Source organism: Aggregatibacter valvarum (genome assembly GCF_980468985.1).
Genome location: NZ_OZ413141.1, coordinates 149,330 through 173,727, shown reverse-complemented (window position 1 = coordinate 173,727; position 24,398 = coordinate 149,330). Strand labels below are relative to the sequence as shown.

The window sequence follows — 24,398 nt, the reverse complement described above, 5'->3', positions numbered from 1 at the left end:
GCTTGCCCTGCCATGACTTACCACGCCAAATAGAAGTCTTTCGTTAATGCGATGAAATCCGCATGGTACTGATTCTGCGCATCATAAATCGTCAGTTGTTGATATGCCGTTTGTTGTGCTTGCGTAGAAAAAGTCAATAACACGCGCTGAGGTGTTTTTCCGGCTTTCGTCACTACATCGCAACGGGTAACGCAAGAAAGTGCAGTGGATTTTAGCAACGTTTCGGCGGCCTCAAAAGGTAAGACAAAGCTGATTTTGCCCTGTGGCGTGAGGCAAGAATGTGCCGCCTCCAACCACGCAACATGAGATTGAATCACATAGCGTGCGGTGTCGCGCTGGGTGTCTCGGCAAGCAATGCCGCTTTCAAAATAGGGCGGATTCGCCACAATTAAATCAAACTTTACTGGGGTTTGCTGACAAAACGTAAAAACATCTTGTTGATACACATGAACCTTTTCCGCCCAAGGCGAGGCAGCGACATTTTCTTGTGCCTGTTGTGCGGAGGCAGGATCCAATTCAACGGCATGAATTTGACTTTCTGCGGCACTGCGTTGCGCTAACATTAACGCAATCAATCCACTGCCGGTGCCTAAATCTAAAATCTGTTGGGCGGAATTTACATCCGCCCAAGCACCTAATAAAACACCGTCAGTGCCCACTTTCATGGCGCAACGATCATGATTGACATGAAATTGCTTAAAACGAAATCCTGCACTGCGCATGGTAGAAATTCGTGCTTATTCCGCCGGAAAAATAAACGGATTTAAGCCACTTTTCATAAAGCCTTTTTCTTCCATTTCCATGTCTAAGAAAAGAGAAGCCAAATCATCGGCAATCACTTCCACTTTCGGTTCTTTTTCTTGGAACATAATTTTTAAATAACTTTTACAACTGCCGCAGCTTTCGCTTCGAATGGCTGCCATATAATCATCAATTGACCAATAATCTAATTCTTTGTTTTGCCCACAATTAGAACATTGGCTACGCACCATATTCCATTCGCTTTCACAAAGCGCACAGTGCAAATAACGCAGACCTTGTTGGCTGCCGAAATGCACTAAACTTGCCGTTGGCGCAGTGTTACACACCGGACAACAATGAAGATTTTCCGTGCTTTCTTGTTTCGCATTATGAGGAATTTGTTGCACTAATTGAAGCCAATACAAGGATAATGCAGCCCATACAAACACCGCTTTATCGCTGGAAATGGTGGCAAATTCTTGCGCCAAGACTTTATCGGCAAGGTCTTCCAATTCACTGTCAGCGGCTTTTTCTAACCATTCGATGGTGGTGAGAATATGGTCGTTGGCAGAAGGTTTTAATTTCTCTAAAAGTGCGGTCAATAATTTGCGCCAAATTGGATCACGCTGCCAATGTTGTGTATTTAACGGTTGATGCGCTAATTGTTCGCCGGACAGTTTTTCCAGTCTCGGATCTTGCGGAATCGGCATATTTTCAAACAGTTCTAATTGCGCATCAGCAATCGCTGCAGCGAATAGCAGATAATCAGCAAGCGGGTGATCTTGGGCTAACTCTCTTAAACGCGCAGCGCGACGTTGATATAAATTTTTCGGGCTGGAAAACAACAATGGTGGCGCAGTATAAGAGGCGGCTGCTTGTTTAATTTCATTTTCAGGTAGAATTCGAATACTCATAATTTTAGGGTTTATTGTTAATAGAAAGTAAAAATTCGCGCCTATTATAGGCGCATAATTTTGTGGTTCAATGACTGGAATGGGTAATTTTTATTTATTTGCCAGCCAGCGTTTAATGCGGTTTACCCCTTCTTGCAAATGCTCGATGTTGCGAGTGTAAGCAAAACGTAAATAATGCTTCGTGCCGTTTTGCCCGAAATCAATGCCCGGCGTAGTCGCGACCTGAATTTCATGGAGCATTTGTTTGGCAAATTCATAGCTGTCATTAGTGTATTTCGAGACATCCGCCCACAAATAAAAAGCACCTTGCGGTTTAAATTCAATGGTAAAAATGTCTTTTAAGGCGTTATATAAAAAATCGCGACGGGCTTGGAATTGCTGTTTTACCTGCGCTAAATGCGCGTCATCGAAGGCCTCTAATGCGGCATATTGGCTTAATGTCGGGGCGGAAATAAAGATATTTTGCGCAATGATTTCCGCTTCACGCACTTTATCCTCCGGCACAATAATCCAACCTAAACGTAAGCCCGACATACAGAAATATTTAGAAAAACCATTGATGACATACGCCTTGTCGTTAAATTGCAAGGCGGTTGCAGCAGTTTCGTCATACACCAAACCGTGATACAACTCATCGGAAATAAAGGCAATGTCGTGCTCACGACAATAGTCGTTAAGCGCTTTCAAGCGTTCGGTGGTGTAAATATTGCCTGTTGGGTTTGCCGGCGAGGAAATTTGTAACGCTTTAATTTGATGGCGTTTTAATTGCTCTACACTTAATTGATAACAATCTTGTTTATCTACCGGCATGAATTCCGGTTGAATATCCATCATGTAAGCAAAATTTTTATAACAAGGATAAGACGGATCCGTTAAACCTAATTTGTCGCCGTTATTTAAGGTAAGGGCATAAGCCACCAGGAATGCACCGCTGGTACCGGGCGTAAGCAAAATACGATTCGGGTTAATTTTTACCTGATAAGTGCGCTCATAATACGCGGCGATTTTTTCTCGCAACGCCAGAAGTCCAAGGCTTTCTGTGTAACTAAATTGATTGTGTTGCACGGCATTTTGCAATGCGGCTTTGACCTTATCGGAAGGCGGTAAATCCGGCTGACCGATTTCAAAATGAATGGCGTTCGGGTATTTCGCGGCTTCTCGTACAATATCCATCACAATAAAAGCGGACATGTTGTCGTAACGCATAATGTTTCCTTTTTCTCTTTTTTTAGAAAATTTTAAGCTTCTTAATCTTTTCTTAATTTTTACTTGATTTAATAGCTCTCAACAAAGCAAGGGGCTTTGTGATAATGAACTTTATGAAGGAGATTTCAAATGAAGAAACGTAGTTTAGCAACAATTTTCGTATTAGCAACCGTTGCCGCAAGCGGCGCTTTTGCCAAAGGTGGTTTCCAAGATCCTAATGCGTCACAAGTACAACACCATCAAAAAGGGGATTTTAAACGTGGTGGGTTTGTTAATGGCGAACAAACACTAAGCAAAGCAGCAGACGCCACTTCGTGGGTTGACGATCAATATGTGATTTTACAAGGCAATATCGTTAAACAAGTGGGTAAAGATGACTATATTTTCAAAGATGCCAGCGGTGAACTCCAAGTAGAAATCGACCGCAAAGCATGGCGCGGTCAGGATATTTCCCCGAGTGATGAAGTGAAACTTTACGGTGAAGTGGATAAATCTTGGAATAAAACGGAAGTGGATATTGAGCGTGTCGAAAAAATTGTAAAATAATCCGACCCAAAACAGAAAGTGGTGATGAGCCACTTTTTGTTTATTTTTAATAGGTAATATCTCAAGTGAAAAGTGCGGTGATTTTTTTATGCGAATTTTATTGATCGAAGACGATGCGCTTATTGGCAACGGCATTCAAATCGGTTTGACCAAATCGGGCTTTGCGGTGGATTGGTTTACTGACGGTAAAAGCGGATTGGCGGCAGCGCAAGGCGCGCCTTATGATGCGGTGGTGTTAGATTTAACCTTGCCGAAAATGGACGGTTTAGACGTGCTGCAGGCATGGCGTAAAAACGGGCAGGATGTGCCGGTGTTGATTTTAACGGCACGAGATACCTTAGATGAGCGCATTACGGGCTTACAACGCGGCGCGGACGATTATTTATGCAAACCGTTTGCGCTGGCGGAAGTCGTGGCACGCTTGCAAGCGTTGATTCGTCGTCGTTATGGGCATGCCAGCCCGATTATTCAGCATAGCTGCGTCAAATTCGATCCGAATCAACGTAAAGTATTGTTGAATGAACAAGAAATTGCATTAACCACGCGCGAATACAAACTGCTTGAGCTATTTATGCTGAATAAAGAACGCGTTCTCACCCGTGATTTTATAGAAGAAAAACTTTACAACTGGGATGATGAAGTCAACAGCAATGCCTTGGAAGTGCATATTTACAACTTACGCCAAAAACTCGGCAAACAATTTATTCGCACCGTACATGGCGTGGGCTATGCCTTAGGAAAAAATGATGAAGACGCTTAATTGGCACAAACGCAGCCTTCGTTTTCGCTTAATTGCCACTTTGTCTCTGGCATCGATTTTCGTGTGGTTGCTTTCCACGGCAGTGGCGTGGTTTCAAGTCCGTAAAGAAGTGAACCAAGTCTTTGATGCACAACAAATCCTCTTTGCTGAACGGCTAGCTTCCTCTGACTTACGGAATCTTTTAATCGATCGTCACAACCCACAACCACGCCGTCCTTTTAAAAAGCACCGCTTTGATGACGATGCCCTAGCCTTTGCGATTTTTACTCCCGACGGCAATATTGTGCTTAGCGATGGTGAAAATGGTGAGAATTTTATTTATGCGCCGAAAAAAGGCTTTTCGGTCAGTAAAATTCGTGAGGACGATGATGACTGGCGTATTTTTTGGCTTCCTGTTGCCGGGGGGCGTTTGCTGGTTGCCGTGGGACAAGAGCTGGAATATCGCGATGATCTCATCAATCAAATGGTCTTCGGGCAAATGTGGATTTGGTTTGCCGGCTTGCCGTTTTTATTGACGGCACTCGGATTGATTATCCGCCGAGAATTACACAGCCTAAAAGCCGTGGGTGAACAAGTGGCGAAACGTTTGCCTGACGACACGTCGTTGTTACCGACCGACAACCTACCAACGGAAATCTTGCCGTTAATTCAAAATTTGAATCAATTTTTCGACCGCACTTCGGCCACCTTATTGCGTGAACGCCGCTTTACTTCCGATGCCGCCCATGAATTGCGCAGCCCGCTTGCTGCTTTGCGTATTCAAACGGAAGTGGCACAACTTGCCGGTGATGACGCGCACTTGCGTGAACAGGCGTTGGAAAATCTGACCAAAGGCATCGATCGCGCAACCCAGCTGATCGAGCAATTATTAACCCTTTCTCGTTTAGATAATTTGAAAGAACTGGAGAATTTACAGGAAATTCATTGGGAACAGTTGATTCCGTCGCTGATGGGGGAATTGTATTTTCATGCGGAAAAACACCAAATTACGTTGGCATTTGAGTCCATCGCCGTGCCACCGGTAAAAATGGGGCAGCCGTTGTTGTTGGCGCTGATGCTACGTAATCTAATAGACAATGCCATTCGTTATTGCCCGGCGGGCAGTCAGGTTAAAGTGCGGTTGCAAAAAAACAAGATTTTGGTGGAAGACAACGGTGGCGGTGTGGATGAGGCGGATCTGGCTAAACTCGGTCAACGGTTCTATCGCCCCGCAGGTCAAAACGAAAAAGGCAGCGGATTGGGCTTGTCTATTGTTCGCCGCATTGCCGAATTGCATCATTACCAACTCAACCTTTCTAACCGTAAAAATGCTGCCGGTGAACGCATCGGGTTGTGTGCGGAGATTTTGTTGTAAGTCGATAAAAAGGTGGGGCTAAAAGTGCGGTGAATTTTCACCGCACTTTGTGCTTTTAATGCGCTTCTTTGCGTATCTCTACGACAAATTACGATAACGTTTAGCACGAATTTCATCAGGCAAATCCATTCATTCTGTGGCATAATTGACAAGATTTATTCACAGTGAGGAAAACCAAATGCGAATTTTACACACAATGTTACGTGTCGGCGATTTACAACGTTCCATTCAATTTTATCAAGACGTGTTGGGGATGCGTTTATTGCGTACCAGCGAGAATCCCGAATATAAATATTCTTTGGCATTTTTAGGCTACGATGATGAAGATAAAGCGTCCGTCTTGGAATTAACCTATAACTGGGGCGTCGAGAAATACGATTTAGGCAATGCCTACGGCCACATCGCCATTGGGGTTGATGATATTTACGCCACCTGCGAAGCCGTGCGTCAAGCGGGCGGCAATGTTACCCGCGAACCGGGCCCGGTGAAAGGCGGAACCACCGTGATTGCTTTCGTCGAAGATCCGGACGGTTACAAAATCGAATTCATTGAGAATAAAAGCGCACAAGCCGGTTTAGGCAACTAGGCTAAACTTAAGCTAAAAGTGCGGTGAAAATTTCAACTGTTTTTTAACGTGGATTATGAACGATAATCCACGTTTTATTTTTAGGAATAGGTATGTCTGACACGCAAGAAACCATCAACTATCATTTATTAAAACACCGCTTCCGTGGGTATTTACCGGTCATTATTGATGTGGAAACCGCCGGCTTGAACGCAAAAACCGATGCGCTATTAGAATTGGCGGCGATTACAGTCAAAATGGATGAACAGGGCAATCTCTTACCCGATCAAAAATGCCATTTTCATATTCAACCTTTTGAAGGCGCCAATATTAACCCGGAAGCGATTAAGTTTAACGGCATTGATGTTGATAACCCATTGCGTGGCGCCGTGAGTGAAAATATTGCCATCAGCGAGATGTTTAAAATGGTGCGACGTGCGCAAAAAGAGGCGGACTGCCAACGTTCTATTATTGTGGCGCATAATGCCGCTTTTGATCAGGGATTTATTATGGCGGCAGCACAACGCACCAATGCTAAACGTAATCCTTTCCATCCCTTTTCCACCTTCGACACCGCCACGTTAAGCGGTTTTATGTTCGGTCAAACGGTGCTGATCAAAGCCTGCCAAGCGGCGAATATTCCTTTCGACAACCAACAAGCGCATTCCGCCCTTTACGACACAGAACGCACCGCCGAGCTGTTTTGTTATATGGTAAATCACCTAAAAGCCCTCGGTGGATTCCCGCATATTGTGGCGAAGGAATAACGACTTTAAATTTGACCGCACTTATAGATTGTGGTTTTTTTGATTAATTTGAAAGAAAATGGAAAACACTCTAGACTTTACAAACTGAATATGAGGCCTATTAACTATGAAATACTATCGAACATTCGTTTTAAGCTTAATTTCTTCTACACTATCAACAGTAGCTTTCGCCGATACGCGTGACCCTCAATTAAACAACATTGATGCGGCACAACAACAGCGACAGAAACAATATCAACAGGCACAAGCAGACAAATTGCAGACTCAACCTGATATTCGTCTAGATTCGCCTCACAGTGAATCACTTTTACTTTCTTCTGCATAATCTCCCTGTTATACCATTCATCAAATTACTTTAACGGATTACCACTCTTCTTTGCTAAAAAGTCAATTTCAATGGGCGTTTGATAAAGCAGCGAAATCATTAAAACTGACGTTACCTCACTGTTTTGGTGGTGCGGGTTTAGGTGTTTTAATGAAACAGATTCAAAATAACATTATTGAGAAAGGGTATGTGACAACACGTGTGGTGACAGAAGAACAAGATTTACGTGATGGGAAATTAATGTTAACCGTCATTCCGGGTAAAGTGCGTAATACGATTGTTGCTGATAGTAGTTATGTGCCTCGTTTTACCCGCTTACATGCATTAACCGGATTGACGTTTCATTCCGGCGACATACTGAATATTCGAGATATTGAGCAATCCCTTGAAAACTTAAAACGTGCACCGACTGTTGAGGCAAACATCGAAATTTTACCGAGTGAAAGCGATAAAGCGGAGGTGGGGGAGAGTGATTTAAAAATTAGTTACAATCAAGCCTTTCCATTTCGTTTAAATGTCGGATTAGACGATGCCGGCTCGACTTCTACTGGTAAATGGCAAGCCAATGGCACACTCTCTATAGACAATATTTTTTCAGCAAATGATCTTTTCTACACCTCTTTTACTCATTCGATAAAACAAAAAGGAGATGACCGAGGTCGCCGTGCCAGTAAAAACCTCACACTTTACTATTCTATTCCGTTTGGTTACTGGAATTTAGCGTTTTCCCATAATCAGAGTAGATATCATCAGGAAGTCTTTGGCGCTTTTGATAATAGTTATATCTACTCGGGTGAAAGTGAGACGGATAAATTGACACTCTCCTATCTGCTCTATCGTGATGCCAAACGCAAGACCTTGGTTTCAGGTTCTTTTTGGTCTCGTCAATCTCAAAATTATATCGATGGTGCAGAAATTGACGTACAAAGAAGACGAATGGCCGGCTGGGAAGCCGGGATTAACCACAAAGAATATTTCCCAACAGCCACCGTAGATTTTTCAATTAATTTCAAACGAGGAACGGCTGCTCGGAGAGCATTATCTGCCCCTGAAGAGCTATTCGGTGAAGGCACCTCTCGTCCTAAAATTATTACAGCGAGTATCAATCTCATAAAACCCTTTAAATGGGGTAGCCAAGCTTGGCAATGGCAAAGCAGCTTGAATGCCCAGTGGAATAAAACCCCACTGATCGCTCAAGACCGTTTTTCAATTGGTGGACGTTATACCGTACGCGGTTTTGATGGTGAACTTTCTCTATCCGGTGAACGTGGTTGGAACTGGCGAAACGAGCTAAGTTGGCAATTTAACCCCAATCATGCCGCTTATTGGGCTGTTGACGGAGGGCGAGTGTCAGGCTGGTCCACAGAAAATCAACTTGGTCGCCATTTAATGGGAACGGCGATCGGTTTGCGAGGAGGAATCAAAGGCTTTAGTTATGATGTCTTTGTAGGTAAACCTATACGTAAACCCGAAGGATTCAGAACTTCTAATGCGGTTGCCGGTTTTAATATCGGATATAGTTTTTAATTTATTTTTCAGCTAAATCAATTTGGATAAAATTTGAGGATTAAGGTATGAACAAACAATGTTTCCGTGTCATTTTCAGTAAAACTTTGCAACGTTTTGTTGTCGTCTCCGAGTTAGCTAAATCCGAGGGAAAATCAACTGAAAAACATGATGTTAGTCTGTCTCATGTATCGGTTCGATTAAAACCCTTAGCGTTTAGTCTATTTTGCGTTTTGGGTTTTGTCGCATTTTCAGAGAGTGCAGTCGCTGAAACCTTAATTATCCAAGCTGATAAGTCTGCCCCGAAAAACCAGCAACCAATCGTACTACAAACGGCCAACGGTCTACCGCAAGTCAATATTCAAACCCCCAACGATAAAGGCTTGTCCCACAACAAATACAGTCAATTTGATATTGCTGAGAAAGGCGCTGTGTTAAATAACAGCCGTACACATACGCAGACTCAACTGGCGGGCATGGTGCAAGGCAACCCCTATCTTGCTCGCGGTGAAGCAAACGTTATTTTAAATGAAGTAAACTCTAATAATCCTTCGGTGATGAAAGGTTACATGGAGGTAGCAGGTAAGAAAGCCAATGTCATTATTGCAAACCCAAACGGATTGCATTGCGAAGGCTGTGGGATTATTAATTCTGACCGCGTGACTTTGACTACCGGCAAACCTGAAATTAAAAACGGTCAAGTCGATAATTTCAAAGTTGAAGCGGGTAAAGTAACCGTTAGTGGAAAAGGCCTAGATAACAGTCATGTGGATTATACTGAAATTCTTGCTCGAGAAGCTGAAGTAAACGCCGGTATTTGGTCGAAAAAAGAGATCACGGTTATCGCCGGGAAAAATACTATCGCGCGATCTGATGCTGACGAAACGTTACAAGTTATTCGTACAGAACAAGCATCGGTTGGAGATATTAAGCCACAGGTTGCAATTGATGTGGGTGAATTAGGTGGAATGTACTCGGGCAAAATCCACTTGGTTGGTACCGAAGCCGGTATCGGTGTGCGCAATGCCGGTCATATTGGCGCGAGTGCAGAAACCCTGCATATTGATAGTCAAGGACGAATTGTCAATACGGGAACACTCAATGCTGCAAAATCCACGCAGCTTACTGCAATGCAAGGGATTGAGAACAAAGGCAAAATTGAAAATCGTCAAGGCAATATTACATTAAATAGCGCATTAGATATTAAGCAAGATGGGGCTATTGTTGCGCGCCAAGGTGACATTCATAAAATTGCCACCGATCAAATTACTCAAAACGGAGAATCTGTCGCTAAAGGCAACATTACCTATCAAGCGGCAAGGGTCAAAACATCAACCAATTCATTAATTGCTGCCGGTGTAGAGGTAAAAGATACCGCACAGGGTGAAGTACGTTCGCTTGAAAAAAATTCCGGTCAAGGCAAAACCGTTACGGTTTCTGCGACAGCAAAAGCAACTTTGCAAGGGAAAAATCTTGCTTCAGGTCAGATCGATATTCAAAGTTCAGAAGTTGATCTCGACCATAGTCATACATCAGCGCATTCTGTGAGTGTTGTCGCAAATCAGGGTAATATTCAAGCTAATCATGCAACGTTAATTGCGGATAAGACATTATCATTAAACACCCCTGCTGAGCTTCAAGCACAACAAAGCTACCTTAAAGCAGAAAAAATCACAGCTCAGCAACATTCACTCAATATGCAAAAGGCTGTTTGGGAACAAACCGGCACTGATGAACTGAAACTTTCGGTCAGCGATCAACTGAAGAATCAAGGCGGTACATTGAAAACGCAAGGTGATTTAACTCTCTATTCTCATGGGATGGATAACCGCCAAGGACATTTGTTGGCAAATGGCAAACTAGTGGTAAATACCGGAACCGGTCAACTTGATACAACAAATGGCGTAATGTTGTCCAATCAAAGTCTTTCTCTTAATTCAGGTGAATTAATTAATGATGGCGGCTTAATTCAATCTAATCAAAATGTTGCTATTAATACCCAGGGACAATCTCTATCTAATAAACAGACCTTAACGGATGCCCAAGATAAGGGGATTGTTGCACTTGGAGAAGTGAATATTCAGGCAGGAAATGTAGTCAACCGACAAGGGCGGATCGTCAGTGTAGGCAAACAGATTATCAATGTCGCCAATGTCGATAATCAGCAAGGTTTGGTTTACACTCAGGACAATTCAACTTTAAATGCGAAAAATCTTTCTAATGATGAAGGTAGTATTCGCGCTGTTAAACAGGCCGATATCACCTTATCCGATAATTTAAATCAGCAAAATGGTGCCATTAAAGCTCAGACGTTAAATTTGGCTGCAAATACACTGAATTCACTCACAAAAAGTGTCATTTCGGCGGATAATCTTAATATCATCACGTCAAATGAATTAAGCAATAAAGATAGCCATATTATTGCGAAGTTAAATGGTGATATTCAAACCGGCGGCACATTAAACAATAAAAATGGAACGATTGGCAGTCAGGAGCGTTCTTTCATTATCAATACGCATCAGCATCGTTTAGAAAACGAACAGGGAAATATTATTGCTGCTCAAAATATTGATATTAACAGCGGGGCAATCAACAACAATCAAGGATTAATCTCAGCAAATGAGATTGCTATTAATAGCAATAATCAGTCAATTAATAATCAAAAAACCTTATTGGAAAAGCAAGGTAGTAAAGGGATTATTGCACAACATTCATTAACCCTGCATTCAAATTCTTTGAATAACAATAACGGGAATATTCTTTCACGCAATAATGCCACCGTAAATACGGCATCTCTCATTAATCATCAAGGTGAAATACGTACACAATCACAGCTTGATTTGCATACTAATACCCTCGAACAGAACAACGGTTTAATCACTGCAAATACCGTTAATTTGGTTGCTGATGCTATTAAATCAAATAAACAAAGCGAAATAAGCGGCAATCAAGTAAATGTGACTGCACAAACGCTGGATAATCAAGAGAGCAAACTAATTGCACGCCAACTAGCACATGTTGATGTAAAACAAGGTATTCAAAATCAAAATGGCATCCTTGCCAGCCTTGGTGAAAAGCTCACGATTAATAGCAATCAATCCGAGATAAATAATACGGGAGGCATGGTTTTAGCGCAAAACGGCACACTGAAATTAAATACGGATATGCTCAATAATAAACAGGGGAGTATTCGTGCCAAAATAGCAGAAATTTTTACGCAAAAAACCTTAGATAATCGCAATACCCTTGCAGATAAGCAGCAAGGCATCATCGCCACTGATTTGAGTTTAAAAGCGAAGCAACTTGATAATCAAGCCGGACGTATTACAGCGTTAAATAGCACCGCACTTCAAGCTTCTAATATTCAAAATCAGTCCGGTGAAATTTTAATGGTAAATGATGGTTCGCTGAATGCAGATAAAATCAATAATCAAGCCGGTCAAATTGCCTCTGTATCTGCCAATTTAAATATTACGACACAAACGGCATTAAATAACCAACAAGGCACGATCAAGGCAGAAAATATGCTTACCTTGATGACTAAAGGGTTAGAAAATCAACAAGGCAAGGTGGTTTCATCCAATCAATTACTGCTCAAAACAGCTCAACAACAGATTGATAATCAACAAGGCACCTTATTCGCCAAGAATAAGGCCGATATTCACTCGGGGAATATTAATAACCTAAACGGCCTCATTCGAGCAGACGATTCACTCTTAATTGAGGCTTACCAAAATGTCATTGATAACCGACATACCCAAGATGCTTTAAAGGGAATTGTTGGATTGCGTAGCATGGTTTTACAAGGTGTCACTACGCTATTTAATCAGCAAGGTAAACTCTATGGTGGAAATACGCTTAATATCACGACAGCAGAAGACATACAAAATCAGCAAGGAATGCTTCAAAGTCAGGGAGATTTAACACTCTCTACACAGTCGGTGAATAATCAAGAAGGCAAGATTTCTTCTCATGTAGCCAATATTACAGCGAAAACAATCAATAACCGCGCAACATCTGAGCAAGGTTCGTTAATTTATGCAGATAAATTAACCCTCAATACCGAGCAGCTTGATAACCAAGGTACAAAAGCAAAAGATAAATCACCGGCACAAGGTATTCAAGGTCAAGATATTGTCATCCAAACGGCAACATTAAATAACCAACAAGGTGGCATTTATGGTGCGAATAATGTCTCTATTACCTCAAATAATCATTTGGATAATAGCGAGGGAGAATTATTGGCGGTGAACACCGTGGATGTCTTAAACGGCAACAATTTAATGGTAAATAATGAGAAAGGGCTTATTCAAGGTAATAAAACCGTTAATTTAAATGCAATAGGCTTGGCATCTGAAGGCAATATTAAAACAAAAGGCGATCTGAATATCGCATTAAAAGAGAGTTTTATCTTAAATAATGCTTTTGAAGCAAATAATCTAACGTTTAAAACGGAAGGTAACTTCACGAATAATACCGAGCAGAGAGTTGCCAATAAAATGACGATTTCGGCAAATCATATTGAGAATCGTGCCAATGCAGAACTTTCATCAAATGAGACAATGCTGAATTCAACGAACTTAATAAACCGAGGGTTGATTGATGGCGTTAACACCGTTATCAAGAGCTCAGCCGTAACAAATATCGGCACAGGACGAATTTACGGTGATCATTTGGCAATTAATGCTGCAACAGTCGAAAACTTGGCCGAAACCGTCAATGGAGAGACGAAAGCGGCTACGATTGCGGCGCGGGACAGACTCGATTTCGGTATAGGAAAATTGATTAACCGTGATCACTCTCTAATTTTTAGTTCAGGCAAGCTCTCAATTGGTGGACAACTAGATGAAAATCATTATGCAATCGGCAAAGCGACGCTTGTAGATAACGGTAGTGCGACTATTGAGGCACTTGGAGACGGTAAAATCAATACTGCACATCTATTAAATCAAGATCTTTATGTGAAAAAAGGAATTGATACTAAAGTTGAGCATATTACTGAGCATGCATTAGGGGAACATGCCCACCGTTACAGGGAAGGACGAGATGGTATCTATTATGTTAATAATGGTTCTAAAAGTCCATATTCTTTTTTCCTCTTAAATGATGGTACACGAAAAGAAGGATCGGGTTGGTATTCTTGGTTTTATAAACAAACGACCAACACAACCACTTTAGAACATACTGATCCGTCAAAGATTTCTATCGGAGGCTCTCTATTACTTGATGGGGATGATTTACATAATAAATATAGTCAGCTTTTAGTGGGTAGACAGCTTTGGTTGGGAGATACTGCATTTGAGCAGAATACCCAAAATAGTTCTTTGGATGGCGGTAGAGTAAAACTCCATAATGAAGATATCCAAGGAGAAATTAATCGCCAAGACAATGGTATTTACAGGGTTGAACGTGGTACTCGTAAAAAACGAGGCAAATATTCTCACTACCACCGTAATAACTTGAAATATGGTCCTTATGATCATCCAACGGAGCATTTCACATTTAACAGAGTACTCAACACGATCGGCACCCCAATCACGTCCGGTGCCACTGTGGATGATAAAACCAAAGTGAAAGATATTCAGTTAGATACCGTCTCTGTTATGTCAAATAGTGCGGATAGTCCAAATGGGATTTCTATTGAAAAATCACCATTAAATCCGTCTATCGGCAAGCATACCGAAATTACACTGACACCGACCATAAATAACCATAATGTGATAAGTTCCGGGCAGGTCATCGCTAAATTACAGACCACCGTTGAAAAATTTGATCCTCAAGACTTATCGAATATGACAATGCCGGTGGTGAAAACGCATCTTCCGGATGTGAAATTACCTCAAGCCAGCCTCTATAAAATTAATCCGGAGGCACCAAACGGTTATTTGGTCGAAACCGATCCAAAATTTACCGATCGTAAACGCTGGCTCAGTTCCGACTACATGTTTGAACAGCTTCGTTACAATCACGATAACGTTCATAAACGTTTAGGCGATGGTTTCTATGAACAACGTTTAATCAACGAGCAAATCCATCAACTGACTGGTCGCCGTTACATTGAAGGCTACAACAACGATATAGACCAATACAAAGCGTTAATGAATAGCGGGGTGAAATACGCTAAACAATTTAACCTTGCCTTGGGTGTCGGCTTAACCGCCAAACAAATGTCAGAACTGACCAGCGATATGGTTTGGTTTGTCAATAAAGAGATTAGTCTTGCAGACGGACGTAAAGTCACCGCACTTGTGCCGCAAGTATATTTGGTGGCACGCAATAGTGACATTAACAGCCGAGGGGGCGTGGTTTCAGCCAATCAAATTCTCGGCAATGTAGATACGCTGGAAAACAGCGGCGTGATTGCGGGACGAGATTTAACCCGGATTCATTCAAATCAACTGCAAAACGAAGGCTCGATACTGGGGGATACGGTTGATTTATCGGCGAAACAAAACCTGATTAACTTAGGCAATATTGAAGCGGTGAAATCGCTCTCGTTAGCGGCGGGGAAAAATTTAGACATTCGCAGTACGCTTTCCTCTTCAGAAAGTGCCGACGGCAATGTTGCCCGCACGGTGTTAGACCGTCTTGCCAGCGTGAAAGTCACCGGTGCAGGCGGCCGTTTGGCATTACACAGCAATGAGAACCTGACGATAAAAGCGGCCGATATTGAAAGCCAAGGCAGTTTAAGCGCAACGGCAGGGAATATGTTAAACGTGACGACATTAACGGTGAGCAATAAAGAGTATTACAACGGCGATGCGGATAACTACTATCGTTTAGCGCAACATTCGGAAGTGGGCAGTACCCTTAAAGGCAAGGATGATGTGACGCTTGTGGCGAAAAAGGATGTCCGGATACGCCAATCGAATATCGGTAGCGAAAAGGGCAACGTGCTGATTGGCTCACAACAAGGGGATATCCAGGTTGAAGCCGGGCGCGAAGAGGAACAACTGGCAAGCGCGTCAAAATCTGTGAGCAGAGGTCGCTTCGGGTTGAGTAAAACGACGGAGATACATCGCCATGAACACGATATTGCGCAATCGGTGGGCAGTAACATTGACGGTAAAACGGTGAATCTTATTGCCGGCCAAGGGAATGTCACGGTGCAAGGCTCAAATGTGGTGGGAGAAAACGGCTTAACGGTGCAGGCGAAAAACATCGACATCAAAGAAGCGGAAAACAAAGTTTATTCCGAGGATTTTCACAGCAAGAAAAAATCAGGCGTGTTGGGCGGAGGAGGCCTAGGGGTTACGTTTGGTGCCCAAAAGCAAACGCTAGAAAGCGATAAAACGAAGTTTTATGCACAGGGCAGCCAAGTGGGGAGCTTAAATGGCCACACCACCCTCATCGCAAAGAATCATTACACCCAAACGGCAAGTCAGGTGAGTGCGGTGAACGGCGATGTCAATATTTTGGCGAAAAACGTCGATATTAAAGCGGCAGATGATAAATATGAAACCAATACCAAACAAACCTTTGAGCAAAAAGGGGTAACCCTTGCCGTGACCTCTCCGATACTGTCTGCTTTACAAGCCGTGCAAGGGACGGTGAAATCCGTTGAGCGCGTCGGTCAAAGCAAAAATGACCGAGTCAATGCCATGGCGGCGGCGAACTCGGCGATGGATGCCTATCGAGCCGGACAAGCGGTGGGACAGGCAGGAAAAGCGATGCAAGAGGCGATGGAAAATGGCAGTGTGGATTCCGTCGTGGGAGCACAAATCACTTACGGTCAACAAAAGAGCGAATCACGCACGCATACTGAAGGCAAAACCGCGGCCAAATCACAAGTGAATGCCGGCGGCAAGGTGAATATTGTTGCCACCGGGGCAGGCAAAGCATCCAACATCACGATTCAAGGTTCGGATGTGTCCGGTAAACAAGGGACCTTCTTGGAGGCGGACAATGACATCAACATCACGGCAGCCGAACAAACGCACAAAGAGCGCAGCACCAATAAATCGAGCGGCTTTAATGCGGGGGTGGCGATGAAAGTGAGCAATGGTGCGGCTGTTGGGGCTACTTTAGGCGGTAATTACGGAAAAGGTTATGGTAATGGTGATGAAACTACTTATGTTGCTAGCCATGTAGGTGATAGCCAAAGTAAAACCGTGATTCAAGCCGGTGGTGATGCGAATCTCATCGGTAGCCAAGTAAAAGGCAAACGAGTAGAAGTCAATGCCCAAAACCTCAACATCGAAAGCTTGCAAGACACGGCCACATACAAAGGCAAACAAATGAACGGAAGTGGCAGTGTGACAGTGGGTTATGGCGCATCCGTTGGAGGTAGTTTCAACAAGTCAAACATCCATGCCGACCACGCGAGTGTGAATGAACAAGCCGGCATCTATGCAGGGGATGAGGGGTATGACATCAACGTCAACCATACGGATTTAAAAGGCGGTCTCATCACCTCGACACAAAAGGCGGAGGATGAGGGCAAAAACCGGTTTAGTACGGGAACGATTACACATTCAGACCTTGAAAACCATTCAAACTATAGCGGTTCAAGCTTTGGTGTGAGCGGCAGTGTGGCAGCGAATTTTGACACGCCGTTTGGTAAAGAGGGTCAAGCGCAAAGTAGTAAACAGGCGGTGGATGATGATGGCAATCTGATTTATAGAAACGACCGAGGAGAATTGACCACAGAAGCCAAAAATGCGCAGGGTAAAGACAACGCAAAACAACTTGCTACAGGTTGGGATTCTTTGGAAACAACACATAGCGTTGGATTTGGTTATGACAAGGATAGCCAATCAAGCACAACAAAAAGTGGTATTAATACAAAGAATATTGAAATTAGAGACCAAGCGGGACAACTGGCGAAAACCGGTGAAACGGTTGAGCAAACTCTAGATAGCATTAGAACCGATGTGACTACGGATAATGCAGAGCAGCATTCCGGCAAGTTGGAAAATCACTTTGATAAAGACGAGGTTCAAAGAGAAATTGATTTACAAAGAAATGTGACTCAAGAGTTTGACCGAACTCGCCAAGATATTAAGAAAGAACTGTATGATATCGCAGATAAGAAACGAGCTGAAGCCGTTGAAATCCGTAGAAATACTCGCGGAGAAGACGGTAAAACAGGCTATAACACAGAAGAATCACTAGAATTAGATAGACGAGCGGATGGACTGGAAAAAACGGCTTTTTATGTAGATCTGGCACTTGGTAGTTTATACGGTTGGGGCAATGCCGATGCAACAAAATACGTTGGAACAGCCGTTGCGTCCGACCCAATTGTTAGAACGGCTACCGCACCTAAACAAATTTGGTTAGAGAAGTGTAAGCAGGATTCGTTATATTGTTCGAATTTCAATCGAGATGGTTCAAAACGTCCAACAGAAAATGGTAGAGCGGAAATAGGAGATAAACGTCAAATTTTTGATATTTCCGAATTAAAGCCGAGTGATTCGAATAATGTTATTACCATTTCCAATAACGGTATTATGAATCCATTAGATGACGCATTAAAAAATGCGATAAAACAGAACAAATGGGCAACCAATAAAGAGGGTGTGGTAGTGGTTTATAACCGACCTACAAGTAACCCGCTTTCGGAATTGCTTTATGCTGCTTACGATAAAACTAATGATTTATTGGGAGGCAGATTGCCGTTAACGACAGCAGAAAAAGCGAATGTTAAGTTGTACAATTATGCAAAACAAAATGGTTATCAAATTGATTTGAGTAATCACAGTCGAGGCGGTTTAACGGCAAGTGTGGCGTTACAATATGCCAATAGAAACGGTTTAACCAATATTCCGATTCGGGAATCTCGTTTTTATGGTACGGCGACGAATGTGCAGGATTACGCCAATCAACTGGCCAATGTTAACGGAAGCTATCGCTATTTAGATAAAAATAACCAAGAGAAAACAAGTAACGGCACAGTAAAATCGGCAGTGCATCACACCGACTTTGTGGGGAGAACACCATTAATAGCCTTGCGTAGTAAATATTTTGTAGGCGGTAATGAACCGACAGGCGGAGTGGAAAATACTTGGTTTACTTATTCTCACAGTAGTTATTTTGCGGAAGTGCCTAATCCACACTTAATAAATAAACAAGGTCAGTATATCAATGATAAGGGAATAGTCGTTTCTGAAGATAATAAAGTTACCAATAAATATAGTGCAGAATTTAATAAGAAATGGGTTCCTATAAACGAAAATGATAATCCATCACTACCCCAAATAGTTAAGCCTAAATAGGAGGATAAATGCATAAAATATTTTATGTTATTTTTATTTTACCTTTAATATTTTATTTATCTGGCTGTGGAGTGTTATTTGATGACCCCATTGAAAGATTTTGGAATAACGGAGTAATGCCATCTCAAAATGAAATGGAGGCATATAGTCTATGTATACGTAAATCTGAAGAAATGTATCCTCAATCAATAGATCCTGATGGCTCGAAAAGAGTTCCATATACAAGAGCCTGCATGGAACAAGAAGGATACTGGTAGTATAGATGATGTTTAAAAAAAATATGCTAACAAAATTAAATTCAAATTTACTCTTAGTAGAAGATTGATTATAAAAAAATCTATATTACCTAAAATGGTAACACCGGCGTAATTAATTATGAAAAAAATCATATTAACTATTATATATATTCTTACTTTATCCGGTTGCGGCTTAGAGCAAGATTCTTATCTTGTCAGATGGTGGAATGGTAACATTCCAACTAAATTATCTGATAAAGAAAAAAAAATACGGGATATTTGTTTTGAAGAAACAAAATATTTACCGGAAAACACTGAAGAAGAAAAGGAAAAAGCGGACATGGAATTAAATAACTGCTTACACGAAAATGGATTTTGGGATTAGATCGCAAAGTCGAGTGGGAGGAAAAAAACACTTATGTTTTTGTTTGCGAATAGCGGGCAAAATATAAATGTTAATCATCGTCAAAGTGCGGTAAGATTTTGAAGTGTTTTATCAAACACGTAAAAATTGAACCGCACTTTTTATTATCCCCTATGATTACGCTCCTAGATAGCGCGCGTTTCCTGCACATGCCTGAATCTAACTAAAATAGACAAACTGAATAAAGTTGTTAATGAAAATAGATGAAAAACTGAATAAAACGAAATTGATGTTTTGGGCACGCGTCAGGAGACGCGCGCCATCGTGAGGATAAATAATGGCTTATCATGTTTCTTTAGTTAATACGGATACAAAAGATATTTCTTCTAAACTAATCATGAATAAAGAAAAGTTTAGGGAGTTTTTATTTAGAGAGTTCAATATGAAGGAAGAATTAAATGAAAATGGAGTTTTGGAGTTCTATTATGATAAAGATGATCCTTCTTTTACTATTTTTTATACTGAAGGTATTGAAGGTGAATATTACATTAATACCACGGATGATAAGCATATAGAAAAGCTAATAGCTATTGCCAAAAAATTAAATGATGGTACTAGAGTTCGTGGGGATGAGGGGGAGACATATAAATCTTTAGAAGATGTATATATTCATCCTGATGATGTTTTGCTAAATAACATAACTTTTATAGATAGGATTAAAATTGGGGTAAAAGCTAATATCTGTTTAATTATTTGGGGAATTATAAGTTTAGTTATAATTTTATGTAAAATAATAAATGACCACATACAATAAGATAAATAGGGATGTGTGTATATTAAATAATTCACTCCTAGATAGCGCGCGTCTCCTGACGCGTGCTTGAATCTAACTAAAATAGACAAACCGAATAAAGTTGTTAATGAAAATAGTGAGGACCTGAATCAACTGAAACGGATGTTTTGGACACGCGTCAGGAGACGCGCGCCATCGTGGGGTATCCGGCTAAGTTTGGAACGGCAGTAGATTCTTTTACTAGCGAATACTTAAATCAGAAATTAAATAATAATGAAAAAAATATAAAAAATCAGATTGGAGGTGTTTATAGTGATAAGTAAGATTCTCCAGTATTTTATTTATTCTGTTTTTCTATCTGTGATTTTATCTGTAGGGGTTTCTATATTTTTAATTATTATGTCTTTTATAATTAATGGAGGATATATTTCTTGGGAGGAGGTAAGAGAAATAATTATTTTTTGTTTTAAAGGTTTCTTTTTAGGTACTCCTTTGCTCTTGTTATCAATAATAATTTCAAATAAAGTGAGAAAGTAATTATTAATGATAGTAATCCAAAAGATAGCCCTCTTAGATAGCGCGCGTCTCCTGACGTGTGCTTGAATCTAACTAAAATAGACAAACTGAATGAAGTTGTTAATAAAAATAGTGAAAACCTGAATCAAACAAAATGGATGTTTTTGGCACGCGTTAGGAAACGCGCACTATCTGGGAAAAAATCAGGCGTGTTGGGCGAAGGAGGCCTAGGGGTTACGTTTGGTGCCCAAAAGCAAACGCTAGAAAGCGATAAAACGAAGTTTTATGCCCAGGGCAGCCAAGTGGGGAGCTTAAATGGCAACACTACCCTCATCGCAGAGAACCATTACAGCCAAACGGCAAGTCAGGTGAGTGCGGTGAACGGCGATGTCAATATTTTGGCGAAAAACGTCGACATTAAAGCGGCAGATGATAAATATGAAACCAATACCAAACAAACCTTTGAGCAAAAAGGGGTAACCCTTGCCGTCACCTCGCCGATACTGTCTGCTTTACAAGCCGTGCAAGGGACGGTGAAATCCGTTGAGCGCGTCGGTCAAAGCAAAAATGACCGAATCAATGCCATGGCGGCGGCGAACTCGGCGATGGATGCCTATCGAGCCGGACAAGCGGTGGGACAGGCAGGAAAAGCGGTGCAAGAGGCGATGGAAAATGGAAATATGGATTCCGTCGTGGGAGCACAAATCACTTACGGTCAACAAAAGAGCGAATCACGTACGCATACTGAAGGCAAAACCGCGGCCAAATCACAAGTGAATGCCGGAGGCAAAGTGAATATTGTTGCCACAGGGGCAGGCAAAGCATCCAACATCACGATTCAAGGTTCGGATGTGTCCGGTAAACAAGGGACCTTCTTGGAGGCGGACAATGACATCAACATCACGGCAGCCGAACAAACGCACAAAGAGCGCAGCACCAATAAATCGAGCGGCTTTAATGTGGGGGTGGCGATGAAAGTGAGCAATGGTGCGGCTGTTGGGGCTACTTTAGGCGGTAATTACGGAAAAGGCTATGGCAATGGAGATGAAACCACTTATGTGGCTAGCCACGTAGGTGATAGCCAAAGTAAAACCGTGATTCAAGCCGGTGGTGATGCCAATATTATCGGTAGCCAAGTGAAAGGCAAACGTGTAGAAGTCAATGCTCAAAACCTCAACATCGAAAGCCTGCAAGACACTGCCACATACAAAGGCAAACAAATGAACGGAAGTGGGAGTGTGACGGTGGGTTATGGCGCATCCGTTGGAGGTAGTTTCAACAAGTCAAACATCCATGCCGACCACGCGAGTGTGAATGAACAAGCCGGCATCTATGCAGGGGATGAGGGGTATGACATCAACGTCAACCATACGGATTTAAAAGGCGGTCTCATCACCTCGACACAAAAGGCGGAGGATGAGGGCAAAAACCGGTTTAGTACGGGAACGATTACACATTCAGACCTTGAAAACCATTCAAACTATAGCGGTTCAAGCTTTGGTGTGAGCGGCAGTGTGGCAGCGAATTTTGACACACCGTTTGGTAAAGAGGGTCAAGCACAAAGTAGTAAACAGGCGACCGATAGCAAGGGCAATCCGGTTTATTTGGATAAAAACGGCAAGGAAACGGTCAGTGCGACCGACACGGAGGGCAATGCTAATCGTGCGAAATCGGCAACCGGTTTGGCCTCGTTGCAATCTACCTTAGGCCTCGGCTACGGCTCAGATAAAGAAAATCAATCCAGTACAACAAGAAGTGGTATTAATACTTCGAATATTGAAATTAGAGACCAAGCGGGACAACTGGCGAAAACCGGTGAAACGGTTGAGCAAACCCGAGACCGCATTAAGACCGAGGTCACTACGGATAATGCCGCGCAGCATGCCGGCAAGTTGGAAAATCATTTTGATAAAGACAAAGTACAAAAAGAGCTGGATTTACAACGCGACGTCACCGAGCAGTTTGGCAACAACCTAAGTCAAGGAGCGGCCTTGATTATCGAAAAACTGAGCGAAAAAGCCCGCAAACAAAAATATGAGGCGGCAGTGGCATTAGAGCAAGCGCAAAAGGCGGTTAAAGAAAACGATTCGGAAAGTAACCGCACTTTAGAAAGACAAGCTCAAATGCAGTTTGATAAGGCCGACCAAGCAGCCAAGGAATGGGAAACCGGGGGACGCCAACGCCGATTGGTGGATTCGGCCATGAACGTACTGAGTACCGCACTTGCCGGCAGACCGGCTGCGGAAGTGGTGGCTTCAGGTTTATCCCCTATGGTAAACCATCACATCAAAGAAGCCACAAAAGGCCAAAGTGATGCGGTCAATTTAACTGCCCATGCATTGTGGGGCGCCGTGGAGGCTTATGCAGGCAACCGTAATGTTGCCGCAGGTGCTGCGGGCGCGGTGGCCGGCGAAGCTGCCGCCAAGGTTATCGCCGAAACACTTTATGGCAAATCCCCGAATGCGTTAAGCCAAGAAGAAAAACTCACGGTCTCCACATTAAGCCAAGCGGCAGCCGGCATAGCCGGTGGGGCACTTGCGAACAGTTCGGATGGTGTGGGCATTGCCGCACAAACAGCGAAAGGGGCAGTGGAGAATAACTTCTTTGACCAAGCGTATAAATCCACGGATTATGCTAACGGTTTAGTCGCAAATGCCACAGTGCAAACTCAGTTAAGCGAAGCGGCGCGCCAAGCTGCGGAAGAATTTGAAAAAGCGCATCCTGAATTGGTTAAAAACTTAAGAACCACGGGGGATGTAGGTGCATTTTTAGCGGACTTTACGCCGATAATTGGAGATATAAAATCCTTTGTAGAGGCGGAAAATGGTATTGACTATGCGTTGGCAACAGTAGGGTTGATTCCCGGTGCGGATGTTGTCACGAAGCCGTTAAAAGAGGCGAAGAACGCACTTAACATGGCGAAAGCTGCTGAAAAAGCAGGGAATGTTGCCGAGGCGATTAAGTATCAAAAAGAAGCCGCTGACCATCTTAAGAGTTCGGTGAATGGGTTTTATGAGTCGAAGAACATCGCCAGTCTAGGAGGAAATCGAAATAAAGGGTTAAATGAAAGGATTTCTAATCGCCAAAAAGATTTTTATTTAAATGAACAGAATTTAAATAGAGAAGCTAAGGAGTTGGCGAAAAATATTAAGTTACCAATTTCTGATAAAGTGTTAGAAAACCATATTATTAATGGTGAGCCAAGAGGTAATTTCTTTAAAGGGGGACATACCACTCTCGGAAATGTAAAAGTGGAAAAAGTAATTAAAGAATATGCAAACGGTGTTTATGAGGCTAAAGTTTCTATTCCAAATCCTAGGGCTTTAAAAGATCCAAATGCCAAGCCATTTTTAGAAAAATCCGGTAAGGAAAAAGATAGTGTGTCAACAATGTTTCCAAGAACTTGGACTCAGGATAGATTGCGAGTTGAATTGGAGCATGCATTTAAAAATGCTAGCAAAGTTCCTAGTACTAAGTCTGAGTGGAAAGGAGTGACAAAATCAGGAGTTGAAGTTCGTTGGTATGTTAAGGAAAATGGAAAAATCGACACTATTTATCCTAAGGCTCCTAGTTATAATTAGGAAAAGT

At 42.3% G+C, this 24,398-nt stretch carries 12 protein-coding genes and 2 pseudogenes; 11 read left to right on the top strand and 3 right to left on the bottom strand.

Annotated features, from left to right (window positions below; genetic code table 11):
* Nucleotides 1–17: 17 nt before the first annotated feature.
* The 3 genes from AC30SF_RS00760 to AC30SF_RS00750 all read right to left on the bottom strand — a co-directional run bounded on the left by AC30SF_RS00760 (nucleotide 18) and on the right by AC30SF_RS00750 (nucleotide 2,861).
* Nucleotides 18–722 (bottom strand): tRNA1(Val) (adenine(37)-N6)-methyltransferase, encoded by a 705-nt coding sequence (locus tag AC30SF_RS00760; RefSeq protein ID WP_489607244.1) that lies wholly within the window; start codon nucleotides 720–722, stop codon nucleotides 18–20.
* 15 nt (nucleotides 723–737) lie between these two features.
* Nucleotides 738–1,655 (bottom strand): formate dehydrogenase accessory protein FdhE, encoded by a 918-nt coding sequence (gene fdhE / locus AC30SF_RS00755; protein ID WP_489607243.1) that lies wholly within the window; start codon nucleotides 1,653–1,655, stop codon nucleotides 738–740.
* Nucleotides 1,656–1,745: 90 nt separating this feature from the next.
* On the bottom strand, nucleotides 1,746–2,861 hold the full coding sequence (locus AC30SF_RS00750) for a pyridoxal phosphate-dependent aminotransferase (RefSeq protein WP_489607242.1): 1,116 nt from the start codon (nucleotides 2,859–2,861) through the stop codon (nucleotides 1,746–1,748).
* Between the two features lie 129 nt (nucleotides 2,862–2,990).
* On the opposite strand from AC30SF_RS00750, the gene AC30SF_RS00745 reads away from it, so the two are divergent.
* From AC30SF_RS00745 to AC30SF_RS00695, 11 genes and pseudogenes are all read left to right on the top strand, one after another.
* On the top strand, nucleotides 2,991–3,407 hold the full coding sequence (locus tag AC30SF_RS00745; RefSeq protein ID WP_296027670.1) for a YgiW/YdeI family stress tolerance OB fold protein: 417 nt from the start codon (nucleotides 2,991–2,993) through the stop codon (nucleotides 3,405–3,407).
* A gap of 88 nt (nucleotides 3,408–3,495) precedes the next feature.
* Nucleotides 3,496–4,167 carry a response regulator gene (locus tag AC30SF_RS00740; RefSeq protein ID WP_314170680.1) on the top strand — a complete coding sequence of 224 codons (672 nt, stop codon included), beginning with the start codon at nucleotides 3,496–3,498 and terminating at the stop codon, nucleotides 4,165–4,167.
* A complete protein-coding gene (qseC, locus tag AC30SF_RS00735; RefSeq protein WP_314401629.1) occupies nucleotides 4,151–5,521 on the top strand; it encodes a quorum sensing histidine kinase QseC in 1,371 nt (456 codons plus the stop codon). The genes AC30SF_RS00740 and qseC overlap by 17 nt, the downstream gene beginning before the upstream one ends.
* Before the next feature lie 178 nt (nucleotides 5,522–5,699).
* Nucleotides 5,700–6,107, top strand: a complete 408-nt coding sequence (gloA, locus tag AC30SF_RS00730) for a lactoylglutathione lyase (RefSeq protein ID WP_033002744.1) — start codon at nucleotides 5,700–5,702, stop codon at nucleotides 6,105–6,107.
* Nucleotides 6,108–6,199: 92 nt separating this feature from the next.
* Entirely contained in the window at nucleotides 6,200–6,853 is a 654-nt protein-coding gene (rnt, locus tag AC30SF_RS00725; RefSeq protein WP_314401631.1) for a ribonuclease T, read from the top strand.
* A 106-nt stretch (nucleotides 6,854–6,959) separates the two neighbouring features.
* Nucleotides 6,960–8,705 (top strand): annotated as a pseudogene (locus tag AC30SF_RS00720) (ShlB/FhaC/HecB family hemolysin secretion/activation protein).
* Between the two features lie 47 nt (nucleotides 8,706–8,752).
* Nucleotides 8,753–18,901: a two-partner secretion domain-containing protein gene (locus tag AC30SF_RS00715; protein WP_489607241.1), complete on the top strand. Its 10,149-nt coding sequence runs from the start codon at nucleotides 8,753–8,755 to the stop codon at nucleotides 18,899–18,901.
* 8 nt (nucleotides 18,902–18,909) lie between these two features.
* Nucleotides 18,910–19,158, top strand: coding sequence for a hypothetical protein (locus AC30SF_RS00710; protein WP_115179505.1), 249 nt, complete (start codon nucleotides 18,910–18,912; stop codon nucleotides 19,156–19,158).
* Between the two features lie 118 nt (nucleotides 19,159–19,276).
* Entirely contained in the window at nucleotides 19,277–19,522 is a 246-nt protein-coding gene (locus tag AC30SF_RS00705) for a hypothetical protein (protein WP_489607240.1), read from the top strand.
* Nucleotides 19,523–19,838: 316 nt separating this feature from the next.
* Nucleotides 19,839–20,315, top strand: a complete 477-nt coding sequence (locus tag AC30SF_RS00700; RefSeq protein WP_489607239.1) for a hypothetical protein — start codon at nucleotides 19,839–19,841, stop codon at nucleotides 20,313–20,315.
* A 686-nt stretch (nucleotides 20,316–21,001) separates the two neighbouring features.
* Nucleotides 21,002–24,391: pseudogene (locus AC30SF_RS00695) on the top strand (hemagglutinin repeat-containing protein); the annotation flags it as partial.
* Nucleotides 24,392–24,398 lie beyond the last annotated feature (7 nt).